This is a genomic window from Methylocystis silviterrae (assembly GCF_013350005.1).
GTDB lineage: Bacteria > Pseudomonadota > Alphaproteobacteria > Rhizobiales > Beijerinckiaceae > Methylocystis > Methylocystis silviterrae.
In genome coordinates, this window is the sequence record NZ_JABVWW010000005.1 from 71,412 (window position 1) to 83,371 (window position 11,960).

Genomic DNA, 11,960 nt, shown 5'->3' on the forward strand with positions numbered 1-11,960 from the left:
CGCGCACTATGCGAAAAACCGGGTTCCACTTTTTCGCTGCGCGCTCCTGAGCTAAGGCTCGCGCAGGGTCCGGGTGCGGCGCGATTGGCGCTCTTCCTAGAAATCCTCTAATCAGCGCGCAATAGCGGCGCTTATGGCGCCTGCGTCCGCCCCAGCCGGTTTTCACGACGATGAACGACGACAGCCCGAAAGGGCCCGACTATTCGAAAAGCCTCTATCTGCCGGTCACGGATTTTCCGATGCGCGCCGGCCTGCCGCAGCGCGAGCCGGAAATCCTCAAGCGCTGGCAGACCATCGGCCTGGAGCAAAAAATGCGCGAATCGGGCGAAGGTCGTCCGAAATTCACGCTCCACGACGGCCCGCCCTACGCCAACGGCAATATCCATATCGGCCATGCGCTCAATAAGATCCTCAAGGATCTCGTGACGCGCAGCCAGCGCATGACCGGCAAGGACTGCGTCTATGTGCCGGGCTGGGACTGCCACGGCCTGCCGATCGAATGGAAGATCGAGGAGGAGAATTATCGGGCCAAGGGCAAGCAGAAGCCGGACTTCACTGATCCAGACGCGATGATCGCCTTCCGGCGCGAATGCCGCGCCTATGCGGAACATTGGCTCGGCGTTCAGCGCGAGGAGTTCAAGCGCTTAGGGGTCGCCGGCGATTGGGGCCATCCCTATTCGACGATGGCTTTTCCGGCGGAAGCGACGATCGCGCGCGAGATCATGAAATTCGCCGCGAATGGCCTGCTCTATCGCGGCTCGAAGCCGGTGATGTGGAGCGTCGTCGAAAAGACCGCGCTCGCCGAAGCCGAAGTCGAATATGAGGATTATACCAGCGATCAGGTCTGGGTGGCGTTTCCGATCCCGAGGGGCGCCGAGGGCGAACTGAGCGACGCGCGCATCATCATCTGGACGACGACGCCCTGGACGCTTCCCGGCAATCGCGCGATCTCCTTCTCCTCGAAGATCGACTACGGCCTCTATCACGTCACCCATGCGCCCGCAGGCAACTGGGCGCTTCCGGGCGCAACCTTCGTCATCGCCGACAAGCTTGCGAGCGAGGCGTTCAAGGCGGCGAAGGTCGATGGCTACGAGCGTTTGCACGACGTGCGCGCCGCGATGCTCGCCGAACTGATTTGCGCGCATCCGCTGGCGCATCTTGGCTATGATTTCGACGTGCCGCTGTTTGATGGCGAACATGTCACCGACGACACTGGCACGGGCTTCGTGCATACCGCGCCGGGCCACGGCCGCGAGGACTTCGACATCTGGATGGCGAACGCGCGCGCGTTGCAGGCGCGCGGCATCGATTCGCGCATTCCCTATACGGTCGACGAGGACGGCTTCTACACGAAGGACGCGCCGGGCTTTGAAGGCAAGCGCGTCATCACCGACAAGGGCGAGAAGGGCGACGCCAACGAAGCTGTGATCGCGGCGCTGGTTCAGGCCGGCAATCTCATCGCGCGCGGAAAATTGAAACATCAATATCCGCATTCATGGCGCTCGAAGAAGCCGGTGATTTTCCGCAACACGCCGCAATGGTTCATCGCGATGGATAAACCGCTCTCCCACCCTCCCCTTGAGGGGGAGGGTCGCGCCGAAGGCGCGGGGTGGGGTGAACACAGCGCGGGATCGGAATCGTCACCCCCACCCGCGTCGCTGCGCGACGCGACCTCCCCCCTCAAGGGGGAGGTGAGGCGCGCGACCGGCAACGCCTCCACGCTCCGCGAGATTGCGCTCGAAGAGATCGCCCGCACGACATGGACTCCGGCGGCTGGAGAGAACCGTATCCGGGGGATGATTCAGAATCGTCCCGATTGGGTCGTGTCGCGCCAGCGCGCCTGGGGCGTGCCGATCGTGGTCTTCGTCAGGAAGGGGACGCATGAGCCGCTTGTCGACGCGCGCGTCAACGCCCGCATCATCGAGGCGTTCGAAAAGGAAGGCGCCGACGCCTGGTATGAAGCGAAGGCCGCCGAGCGTTTTCTTTCGCCCGACTATAAGGCGGAGGATTACGAGAAAATCTCCGACGTTCTCGACGTCTGGTTCGATTCAGGCTCGACCCACGCCTTCACGCTCGAAGACGCGCAGCATTTTCCGATGCTCGCCGGCATCCGCCGCAAGCGCGACGGCGGCGATGACGAGATCATGTATCTTGAGGGCTCCGATCAGCATCGCGGCTGGTTTCATTCCTCGCTACTCGAAAGCTGCGGCACGCGCGGCCGCGCGCCCTACGACGCGGTGCTGACGCATGGCTTCGTGCTCGACGAGCGGGGGCGCAAAATGTCGAAGTCGCTCGGCAATGTCGTCGCGCCGCAAAAAATCATCGCCGATTCCGGCGCCGACATCATGCGCCTCTGGGTCGCGGCGTCGGATTATGCCGACGATCTGCGCGTCGGACCCGAAATCCTCAAGACCTTCGTCGAGCTTTATCGCAAGCTGCGCAACACGACCCGCTGGATGATCGGCGCGCTGGCGCATTATCACCCCAATGACGATGCGGCGATGCGCGAGGCGGGAGAGCTCGAACGTCTCATGCTGCATCGTTTGCATCAGCTCGACGAGTCGATCCGCGCGTCCTATGCGGCATATGACTACAAGCGCGTCGTTGCGCTGCTCACCCATTTCATGACGAGCGAGCTGTCGGCTTTTTACTTCGACGTGCGCAAGGACGCGCTCTATTGCGATCCGCCCTCGAGCGTCAAACGCAAGGCGGCGCTCGCGACCATCGATCGCATCTTCCGCAGCGTCACGACATGGCTCGCGCCGATTCTCGTCTTCACCGCCGAGGAGGCGTGGCTTTCCCGCTTTCCGAACGCGCAGTCCGTGCATCTCGAGCATTTTCCAACCATTCCCGAGGCATGGCGCGACGACGCGCTTGCAGCCAAATGGGAGAAGATTCGCAAGATCCGCTCGGTCGTCACCGGCGCGCTCGAAATCGAGCGCGCGCAAAAGCGCATCGGCTCTTCGTTAGAGGCGGCGCCGATCGTCTACATCGCGGACGAGTCGTTGCGCGCGGCGTTGGAGGGCGTCGATCTCGCTGAAATCTGCATCGCGTCCGACATTCGCGTTACGCCGGGAGAAGGCCCGCCGGAGGCGTTCCGCCTGCCGGAAGCGCCGGGCGTCGCAGTGGTTACGCAACGCGCGCCGGGCGTCAAATGCGCCCGCTCGTGGAAATATTTCGATCTCACGACGGCTGACCCGGATTATCCCGACGTGACGCCGCGCGACGCACAGGCGTTGCGCGAGCTTGTCGCGGTCGGCCGCTGGAGCGCATAGTGATTCTGGTAAGAGAGACATTGCGCCGACCCGTCGCCCCCTTCCTGTTCTTCTCCCGCTCTCGCAAATCGGGTCTTCCCGATTTTCGCATCGACTCCGAAGTTGGCGACAGCCGACTTCGGATGGGGGAGGGGACGCAAGCGATCGGCGGCGCGCGCGTTCCTTGTCGCGACCCGAGCCTGACTCCCTGTCCCGCGCAGCGGGGGAGGATTGGGGAGGGGAATACGCTTAAGTGAACGTCCTTCTCGCATTTCTCGCCAATACGATCGTGAATTTCGTCATCGGCCTCACGGTGGCGAAATTTCTCGGCCCCGAAGAATATGGCCGCTTCGCGCTCGCCTTCTCCATCGCGGTGGTCGTGCAGACGGCGCTTTATGATTGGCTGCGTCTTTCGGCGACGCGCTTTTACTCAAAGCGCACGCGCGACAAAGAGCCGGTGGTGCGCTCGACGCTCGACGCGGCCTTTATCGCCGTCACGCTCTTCCTCGCATTGGCCACAGGCATTTATGCGCTTGCCGGGCCGCCGCTCGACTTCGAGACCAATCTCATCCTGCTTGCGCTGCTGACGTCGGTCGCCAACGGGCTTTTCGACTATTGCACCGCGCTTGTGCGCGCGCGCTTTCATGACCGCGCCTATGTGCGCCTCATGCTTGCCAAGAATGCGCTGTCGCTTGTTCTGATTGGCGGCGGCGCCTTTATTTTTCACTCGGCTGCGGTGGCGCTCGCTGGCGGCGTCGCGAGCCTGTTCGGCACGGTCATTCTCGGACGTCGCGCGCTGCTCGATCCCGGCGCCGACATTCGCGCCGCCTCGAGTCAGAATGCGCGTGCGCTTGCGGCCTATAGCGCGCCGATCGTGACCGCGCATCTTCTCTATCAGGCGATGCCGCTTGTGGCGCGCTCCATCGTGGCAAGCGTCTTCGGTTTCGCCGAAACCGGCCAGTTCGCGCTGGCGTATGATCTTGGCGTGCGTGCGGTGCAGGCGCTCGGTTCGGCGCTCGACGTGCTCTTGTTTCAGATCGCCGTCGCCGCGCATGAACGCCATGGCGTCGACCGCGCCAAGCAGCAGGTCGCGCGCAACATGGGCATCGTCGTCGCCTTTTTGCTGCCGGCGTGCGCCGGCCTCTGGTTCGTCATGCCCTCGATCGAAGCGCTCATCGTGCCGGCGCAATATCGCGGTCCCTTCGGCCATTACCTCGGCCTGCTGCTTCCGGGACTTTTCGCGATGGGCGTCATTCTGTTCGGCGTCAATCCCGTCTTTCAGATCGAAAAGAAGACGGCGCCATTGATGGTCGCGGCGCTTGCCGCGGTCGCCTTCGGCCTGGCGCTGCTCTTGATCCTGCCCTGGGGCGAGGACGCTTCCAATCTCGCGATCGCGCAAGCCGGCGCCTACATCGCGGCGCTTGTGGCGACGGTCTATTTCGCGCTGCGCACGCAGCCGGTCTGGCCGTCGTTCTGGGACATGTTCGCTGCGCTTGTGGCGACGGGCGCAATGTCGCTCGCGCTCACGCCTTTGCGCGAGATGAGTCCGGGCATTCTCGCGCTCATCGTTCAGGTCCTGGCCGGAGCGGCCGTCTACGGGCTGCTGACCGTCGCGTTCGACATCTCCGGTCTGGGCGTGCTCGCGACGACGTGGCTCGATCGGCGGTTCGCCCGGTCGTGACGCGGCCCGTCGGCGTCGCCATATGTTAGGCTAGCGATTGATAAGGAGCGCGCCATGGTGATGCCGATCTATGACGACGCGCCGCTGCGCTATTTGCGGCGGCCGATCGTGAATTGGACGCTGATTGCGCTCAACGTCGTAATATTCTTGGTGGTGCAGAGCGAGATTTTCGGCGATCCGCTGACCGTCGTGCGCGGCTTCGCGATCATCCCGCGCGTGCTCTTCGGCGAGGCCCAGCTCGCCGACTGGATCGTTGGACCGCCGGCGGCGCTGACGCTTGTCACGGCGCTGTTCTTTCATTCGTCGGTGGTGCATCTCGGCTCGAACATGTTGTTCCTTTACGTCTTTGGCGACAATGTCGAAGACGCCATGGGGTCGCTGCACTATCTGCTGTTTTATCTTTCCTGCGGCGTCGCCTCCGGCGTGTTCTACATCTACGCCACGCCGCATTCGATCTTGCCGCTCGTCGGCGCGTCGGGCGCGATCTCCGGCGTCTGCGCGGCCTTTCTGCTGCTCCATCCGCGCGCGACGGTCGCGGGAATCTTTCCGCCGCTCTCGCTGGCGCTCGCGCCGATTTATCTCGGCGCCTGGCTCTCCGGGGCGCGGCCGAGGGCGATTCTGGGGCTGCGGGCGCCGCTGTTCTCTTTTGTCGCCTCCGGTTGGCTTTTCGTCGGCGCCTGGATTTTGATGCAGCTCATCAACGCGTCTATGGGCGAGGGCGGCGCGGTCGCCTGGATGGCCCATGTCGGCGGCATCGCTGCAGGTCTGGTGCTGACGCCGATCTTCAAGCGCCGCCGGCACAGGCTATTTGACCGCGGCGGCGCGCTCGCCCCCGCGCCGCGCGCGCCGGACGCCGGCGACGACGCGCCCTAGTCGGGCAGCCGCGGTCGCCTTGTTTGACTTGCGCGCGCGCCCCCGCTACCAGACCGCGCGACGGCTTTAGCCAGAGTGGCGCGCGCGCAAGCGGCGCTCCGACACCGTCTCGCCAAAGGGTCAGAAGGACCAAGGGGTCGCGCGATGAAGATTCTCGTGCCCGTCAAACGGGTCGTCGATTACAACGTCAAGATCAGGGTGAAGGCGGACGGTTCGGGCGTCGATCTCGCCAATGTGAAAATGTCGATGAACCCCTTCGACGAGATCGCCGTCGAAGAGGCGCTGCGGCTCAAGGAGGCCGGCAAGGCGACGGAAGTCATTGTGGTCACGATCGGTCCGGCCAAGGCCGACGAGACCTTGCGCACCGGCCTCGCCATGGGCGCCGACCGGGGCATTCTGGTCAAGACCGACGAGACCGTCGAGCCGCTCGCCATCGCCAAGATCCTCGCCAAGATCGTCGCCGAGGAACAGCCGCAGCTCGTCATCATGGGCAAGCAGGCGATCGATGACGATTGCAATCAGACGGGCCAGATGCTCGCGGCGCTGCTCGGCTGGGGCCAGGGCGCCTTCGCGTCGAAAGTCGAGATGACTGAGGGCGCCGTCGACGTGACCCGCGAGATCGACGGCGGGCTGCAGACCGTCAGCCTGAAGCTGCCGGCTGTCGTCACTACGGATTTGCGCCTTAACGAGCCGCGCTACGCCTCGCTGCCCAACATCATCAAGGCAAAAAAGAAAGAAGTCGTCGTGAAGTCGCCCGCCGATTACGGCGTCGACATTTCGCCGCGCCTCGAAGTGTTGAAAACCTCCGAGCCTGCGAAACGCAAGGCGGGCGTCAAGGTCGGCTCGGTCGTCGAACTCGTCGGCAAGCTCAAGGAAGCGGGAGTGCTTTAAAGATGACGATTCTGCTTCTTGCCGAAACCGCCGGCGACGCGATCGCCCCGGCGACCGCCAAGGCGCTCACCGCCGCCAAGGAGATCGGCGGCCCCGTTCATGTCCTCATCGTCGGGCCTGGACTGAAGGGCGCGGCCGAGCAGGCGGCGAAGCTCGCCGGCGTCGAGAAAGTTCTCGTCGCCGAAGACGCGTCGCTCGATCATGTTCTGGCCGAGACGGTCGCCGCGCTGATCGTCACGCTCGCCGACGCTTATGACGTCATTATCGCGCCGTCGACCTCGGCGACGAAGAACGTGCTGCCGCGCGTCGCGGCGCTGCTCGACGTGATGCAGGTCTCGGACATCATCAAGGTCGTGTCGGCCGACACTTTTGAGCGGCCGATCTACGCCGGCAACGCCATCCAGACGGTACGTGCGAAGGACGCAAAGAAAGTGATCACCGTGCGCACCACCGCCTTCGCGGCGGCGCCGGAAGGCGGCTCGGCGCCCGTCGAGGCGATTGCGGCGCCCGCCGATCCCGGCGTTTCCGCCTTCAAGAGCGAAGAGCTGGCGAAGTCCGAGCGGCCCGAACTCACCTCGGCGCGGATCATTCTCTCCGGCGGGCGCGCGCTCGGGTCGGCGGAGAATTTCCAGAAGGTGCTGGATCCGGTCGCGACGCGGCTTAACGCCGCGATCGGGGCGTCTCGCGCCGCGGTCGACGCCGGCTATGCGCCAAACGACCTGCAGGTCGGCCAGACTGGAAAGGCGGTGGCGCCCGATCTCTACATCGCCGCCGGGATTTCGGGGGCGATCCAGCATCTCGCCGGCATGAAGGATTCGAAGGTGATCGTGGCGATCAACAAGGACGAGGAGGCGCCCATTTTCCAGGTCGCCGACTATGGCCTCGTCGCCGACCTCTTCACCGCCCTGCCGGAACTCGAGGCCGAGCTGGCGAAGATCGGCCGCTGACCGCGAAAAACGGCCGTCGCTTCGGTCCACTTGGTCCGGCGCGGCGGCTGTGAGTTTGGCGGAGCGTCGGCGCTCGGGGCTCCGCAGTTTCTTTTCTTTGTTTTCTTTGCGAAGGATCGCAAGTTATATTGCACTGCGGCACGCACTCAGCGCGGGCGGGCCGCTTGCTATCCGGCGCGAGCTTGGCTGACGGTGGTAAAAAATGGGCTTCGAAATTCGCAAGATCGGCGTCATCGGCGCGGGCCAGATGGGGAAGGGGATCGCCCATGTCTGCGCGCTTGCCGGCTATGACGTCGCCCTGAACGACATTTCGCAGGAGCGTATCGACGCCGGCATCGCCGATGTCGCCGCGCAGATGCGCCGCGCTGTGGAGCGCGGCCAGATCGACGCCGCGGCGGTCGAACCGGCGCTGGAGCGCATATCCGGCGCGCCAACAATGGCGGACTTTGGCGACGCCGACATATTGATCGAGGCGGCGACCGAGGTCGAAGACGTCAAGCGAAAGATTCTGACCGAGCTCGCGCAGTTCGCAAAGCCCGGCGCGATCATCAGCTCCAATACGTCATCGATTTCGATCACGCGCCTTGCCGCGGTCACCGGTCGGCCGGAGCGCTTCATCGGCATTCATTTCATGAATCCGGTGCCGCGCATGCAGCTTGTCGAACTCATTCGCGGCATCGCGACCGATGACGTCACGTTCGAGGAGACGAAGGCGTTTGTCGCCAAGCTCGGCAAGACGATCAGCGTTTCGGAGGACTTCCCAGCTTTCATCGTCAACCGCATTCTTCTGCCGATGATCAATGAGGCGATCTACACGCTCTACGAAGGCGTGGGCTCGGTCGACGCCATCGACACGGCGATGAAGCTCGGCGCCAACCACCCGATGGGTCCGCTGCAGCTCGCCGATTTTATCGGCCTCGACACCTGTCTTTCGGTCATGCAGGTGCTGCATGAGGGCCTGGCGGATTCGAAATACCGCCCCTGCCCGCTGCTGGTGAAATATGTCGAAGCCGGCTGGCTTGGCAAAAAGACCCAGCGCGGCTTCTATGATTATCGCAGCGGCACGCCCGTTCCGACGCGCTAGCGTCTCGAGAGAGGCGCGTCCGCGCTCAGTGGCCGCCGGGGCCGGCGCCGCGCGCCGCCTCGAACAGGAACCAGGTTCGCTTCTCGGTCTCATCGAGAAAAGTTTCCAGAAGGCTCGCCGTCGCGATGTCTTCGTTGTCGTCGCAGACCTTATGCGCGTTGCGCATGGACTCGGCCATCGCCTTATTGTCTTCCAGCAGTTCGGAAAGCATGCCGAAAGGCGAAACGAATTCCTCATTATTGTCCTTGATGCGCGATAATTTCGCGATCTGCCCGATCGAGCGCAGCGTCGGTTGCCCAAGCTTGCGCACCCGTTCGGCCAACGGGTCGACGGTCGCGTAGATCTGTGTCGCCTGCTCGTCGAGCAGCAAATGGTAGTCGCGGAAATGCGGGCCGCTCATGTGCCAATGGAAATTCTTGGTCTTGAGATAAAGCGCCAGAGCGTCGGCGACGAGCTTGTTGATTTCCGCGGCGATCTTCATCGTCGACTGCTTTTCAAGATCGGTCGGCGTATCCAGCGCCGAACGTTCTGTGTCGGGATTCATCGGCGTTTTTGTTTTCTGCATGTGCGGACCTCCTTGCGCCCTCGCTTCAGGCTCAAGCTCGGGTGAGCTGCTCAATAGCTAGATCGCGCGCCTTGGCGGACCAGATGAAAAATAGAGCAGCGCGCCGAGAGTCAGCGGCGTCGCACGGCATCGCCTATCTGGGGCGCCAAGAGGTCAGGGCGTCGGGCGCAGGTGAGCGCCAGCGCCTGTTCATGGCGCCATTTGGCGATCCTGGCGTGATCGCCGGAGAGCAGCACCTCGGGGATGTCGCGTCCCTCGAAATCGCGTGGCCGCGTGTAATGCGGATATTCGAGGAGGCCGGCCTCAAAACTTTCCTCGACGCCTGACGCTTCCTCGCCCATCACGCCGGGAATGAGCCGCACGCAGGCGTCGATGAGCGCCAGCGCCGCGATCTCGCCGCCAGAAAGCACGAAATCGCCGATCGACATTTCTTCGAGCCCGCGGGCGTCGATGATGCGCTCGTCGACGCCTTCGAACCGCGCGCAAAGAATGATCGCGCCGGGGCCTTGGGCGAGGGCGCGCGCGCGCGCCTGCGTCAGCGGCGCGCCGCGCGGACTCATCAGCAGGCGCGGTCGGGGATCGTCCTTTGGCGCGGCGGCGTCGATCGCCGCCGCCAGCACGTCGGCGCGCATCACCATGCCGGGGCCGCCGCCGGCCGGCGTGTCGTCGACGGCGCGATGGCGGCCGAGCCCATGCTCGCGGATCTGCCGCGGCTCGAGCGCCCAGACGCCGCGCGAAAGCGCGTCGCCGGCGAGCGACAGGCCCAGGGGACCGGGAAACATTTCGGGAAAGAGGGTGAGGACCGTTGCGCGGAACATGGACCGGTTATGGCATGGCCTGCGCGGAGGCGAGAAGCAGTTTCATTCTTGCTGAGATCAAGCCTCGGCCATAGTGTCGCAGCATTGCGACGGCTTGGGGCCAATGATGAAATTCTTTCTTCGAATAGGCTTTCTATTGTGGGCTTTCGGCGGCCTCTTCGCGGCGCGCGCGACGCCAATTGACGCGCCGCCAACGCTCACGGTCGGGCAGATGCACGGCAGTTGTCAGAAAACCTGTTGGGCCGTGCGCGAGGGCGCGAAGGGCTCCGAGTCGCTGCGCGATTCACTGACTTTGACCTGCTTGAACGCGTGCTTCAAGTGCTTCCTGCAACTGCGAAGCTGCAGCCAATCCAATGCGAACTCGGCGCCGTCGGAATGCGCCGCCGCCTTCCTTCAGTGTTACAAACAGAGCTTCGCCGAAAGGCTCAAATCAAAACCGCTCGTGAGTTTCGACGGCGGCGATGGCCACAGCCGCGAAATGGCTGTGAAGATCGTGGGCGCGGCCAGTTCCCTCGAAGGGGTTCCGGCGGAGGATTTCTGGATCCAGCTGAAGCATCCCGGCTGGCGAAAAAAGGAGCGGCGTTTCGTCAAAGAGGGCGGAATTTATGACGTCATCGTTTACGACACGCCGAACGGGCCGCAGACGGTGTGGTTCGACGTTAAGGACTTTTACGTAAAGAATGGCGAGGAGGACTTGCGCCTTTTGGCGCCGAAATAAGCCGAGAGATGCGCGGCGGGGCCTAGTGTAGATCCGGCTCGGCCGAGTCCTCCGCCGGCGGCGTGATCACCACGCGCCCTTGAGCGATGTCGACGACCGGAACGACGGCTCCGGTGAACGGGTAAAGCAGCGATTCGCCGCCGGCGGCTGGCGCAATTTCGAGAATGTCACCCGCGCCGAAATTGCGCACCGCGACGATCGTTCCGATTTCCACGCCCTCCGCCGTTTCAGCGCGAAGGCCTATGAGATCGGCGATGTAGAATTCATCCTCTTCCGGCGCGGGGAGCTTGTCGCGCGCGACGTAGAGTTCGACGCGGTTTAGCGCCTCGGCGCCGGCGCGGTCGTCGACGCCCTCGACTTGCGCGACGAGCATGTCCTTGCCCTGCGGGCGCACGGCGCGCAGCCTGAAATTGCGCGTCCCGCTTTTATCGGTGAGGCCGTCATAGGTTGCGATCGCCAGCGGATCGCTTGTGAAGCTCTGCAACCTGATTTCGCCGCGCACGCCATGCGGCGCGCCGAAGCGGCCGAGGAGGACGCGCCCTTTGGCGGGCCTTTTCATACGCTTTCCTCATCCTGAGGAGCGTGCGCAGCACGCGTCTCGAAGGACGAGGAAATCGCCGCGCGCGCCGCTGTCCGCTCTCGTGCTTCGAGACGGCTCCCCGATCTCGGGCTTGCCCGAGATCGGCTTCTAATGCGCAAGTCGAGTACACCCGACTTGCGGAGCCTCCTCAGCATGAGAGCGAATGCAAGCGCCGCGCATGTTTTACGCCGCCGGCGCTTCCGCCGCGCCTGCGGCCTCCGCCGCCGCCGCGGCGCGCTCCTGCGCCTTCTTCTTGGGCTGCGCCTTCTGCGGATTGCTGCGCGCTTCGCGCTTCATCACGCCGAGGCCATCGAGCAGTCGCGCGACGCGATCGGTCGGCTGCGCGCCTTTCTCCATCCAGGCTTTCGCCTTTTCCGTGTCGAGCACGAGTCGGTCGGCCGCGTCTTTCTCCTTCAAGGGATCGAAATAACCGATCTTCTCGATGTAGCGGCCGTCGCGCGGCGAGCGCGAGTCGGCGACGACGACGCGATAGAAGGGACGCTTCTTGGCGCCGCCGCGGGAGAGACGAATTTTAAGGGACATGTTTTC

At 64.0% G+C, this 11,960-nt stretch carries 11 protein-coding genes; 7 read left to right on the forward strand and 4 right to left on the reverse strand.

Annotation, left to right across the window (positions count from 1 at the left end; all coding sequences use genetic code 11):
* The first annotated feature begins 170 nt into the window (after positions 1–170).
* The 6 genes from ileS to HUN39_RS07370 all read left to right on the forward strand — a co-directional run bounded on the left by ileS (position 171) and on the right by HUN39_RS07370 (position 8,730).
* Positions 171–3,275 carry an isoleucine--tRNA ligase gene (ileS, locus tag HUN39_RS07345; RefSeq protein WP_175093821.1) on the forward strand — a complete coding sequence of 1,035 codons (3,105 nt, stop codon included), beginning with the start codon at positions 171–173 and terminating at the stop codon, positions 3,273–3,275.
* 232 nt (positions 3,276–3,507) lie between these two features.
* Positions 3,508–4,935 (forward strand): lipopolysaccharide biosynthesis protein, encoded by a 1,428-nt coding sequence (locus tag HUN39_RS07350; protein ID WP_175093822.1) that lies wholly within the window; start codon positions 3,508–3,510, stop codon positions 4,933–4,935.
* Positions 4,936–4,989: 54 nt separating this feature from the next.
* The gene (locus HUN39_RS07355; protein ID WP_175093823.1) at positions 4,990–5,808 is read left to right on the forward strand and encodes a rhomboid family intramembrane serine protease; all 819 of its coding nucleotides are present in this window, start codon (positions 4,990–4,992) and stop codon (positions 5,806–5,808) included.
* A gap of 144 nt (positions 5,809–5,952) precedes the next feature.
* On the forward strand, positions 5,953–6,699 hold the full coding sequence (locus HUN39_RS07360; RefSeq protein WP_175093824.1) for an electron transfer flavoprotein subunit beta/FixA family protein: 747 nt from the start codon (positions 5,953–5,955) through the stop codon (positions 6,697–6,699).
* A gap of 2 nt (positions 6,700–6,701) precedes the next feature.
* Positions 6,702–7,646, forward strand: coding sequence for an electron transfer flavoprotein subunit alpha/FixB family protein (locus tag HUN39_RS07365; protein WP_175093825.1), 945 nt, complete (start codon positions 6,702–6,704; stop codon positions 7,644–7,646).
* A 202-nt stretch (positions 7,647–7,848) separates the two neighbouring features.
* A complete protein-coding gene (locus HUN39_RS07370) occupies positions 7,849–8,730 on the forward strand; it encodes a 3-hydroxybutyryl-CoA dehydrogenase (protein WP_014891576.1) in 882 nt (293 codons plus the stop codon).
* Positions 8,731–8,755: 25 nt separating this feature from the next.
* On the opposite strand, the gene HUN39_RS07375 is transcribed toward HUN39_RS07370, so the two are convergent.
* Together HUN39_RS07375 and trmD are read right to left on the reverse strand one after the other, a co-directional pair.
* Positions 8,756–9,295: a Dps family protein gene (locus tag HUN39_RS07375; RefSeq protein ID WP_175093826.1), complete on the reverse strand. Its 540-nt coding sequence runs from the start codon at positions 9,293–9,295 to the stop codon at positions 8,756–8,758.
* Positions 9,296–9,405: 110 nt separating this feature from the next.
* Complete coding sequence (gene trmD / locus HUN39_RS07380) at positions 9,406–10,113, reverse strand: tRNA (guanosine(37)-N1)-methyltransferase TrmD (RefSeq protein WP_175093827.1); 708 nt, start codon at positions 10,111–10,113, stop codon at positions 9,406–9,408.
* A 106-nt stretch (positions 10,114–10,219) separates the two neighbouring features.
* On the opposite strand from trmD, the gene HUN39_RS07385 reads away from it, so the two are divergent.
* Positions 10,220–10,831, forward strand: a complete 612-nt coding sequence (locus HUN39_RS07385) for a hypothetical protein (protein WP_232365972.1) — start codon at positions 10,220–10,222, stop codon at positions 10,829–10,831.
* A gap of 22 nt (positions 10,832–10,853) precedes the next feature.
* Here the strand turns inward: HUN39_RS07385 and rimM are convergent, their stop codons facing one another.
* Together rimM and rpsP are read right to left on the reverse strand one after the other, a co-directional pair.
* Positions 10,854–11,390: a ribosome maturation factor RimM gene (gene rimM, locus HUN39_RS07390; protein ID WP_175093829.1), complete on the reverse strand. Its 537-nt coding sequence runs from the start codon at positions 11,388–11,390 to the stop codon at positions 10,854–10,856.
* 204 nt (positions 11,391–11,594) lie between these two features.
* Positions 11,595–11,954, reverse strand: coding sequence for a 30S ribosomal protein S16 (rpsP, locus tag HUN39_RS07395; RefSeq protein ID WP_175093830.1), 360 nt, complete (start codon positions 11,952–11,954; stop codon positions 11,595–11,597).
* Positions 11,955–11,960 lie beyond the last annotated feature (6 nt).

Excerpts from the sequence above, each read along its gene's own strand:
- HUN39_RS07375 (WP_175093826.1), bottom strand. The coding sequence starts at position 9,295 with ATGCAGAAAACAAAAACGCCGATGAATCCCGACACAGAACGTTCGGCG.
- HUN39_RS07355 (WP_175093823.1), top strand. The coding sequence starts at position 4,990 with ATGGTGATGCCGATCTATGACGACGCGCCGCTGCGCTATTTGCGGCGG.
- HUN39_RS07385 (WP_232365972.1), top strand. The coding sequence starts at position 10,220 with ATGAAATTCTTTCTTCGAATAGGCTTTCTATTGTGGGCTTTCGGCGGC.
- ileS (WP_175093821.1), top strand. The coding sequence starts at position 171 with ATGAACGACGACAGCCCGAAAGGGCCCGACTATTCGAAAAGCCTCTAT.
- rpsP (WP_175093830.1), bottom strand. The coding sequence starts at position 11,954 with ATGTCCCTTAAAATTCGTCTCTCCCGCGGCGGCGCCAAGAAGCGTCCC.
- trmD (WP_175093827.1), bottom strand. The coding sequence starts at position 10,113 with ATGTTCCGCGCAACGGTCCTCACCCTCTTTCCCGAAATGTTTCCCGGT.
- HUN39_RS07370 (WP_014891576.1), top strand. The coding sequence starts at position 7,849 with ATGGGCTTCGAAATTCGCAAGATCGGCGTCATCGGCGCGGGCCAGATG.
- HUN39_RS07360 (WP_175093824.1), top strand. The coding sequence starts at position 5,953 with ATGAAGATTCTCGTGCCCGTCAAACGGGTCGTCGATTACAACGTCAAG.
- rimM (WP_175093829.1), bottom strand. The coding sequence starts at position 11,390 with ATGAAAAGGCCCGCCAAAGGGCGCGTCCTCCTCGGCCGCTTCGGCGCG.
- HUN39_RS07365 (WP_175093825.1), top strand. The coding sequence starts at position 6,702 with ATGACGATTCTGCTTCTTGCCGAAACCGCCGGCGACGCGATCGCCCCG.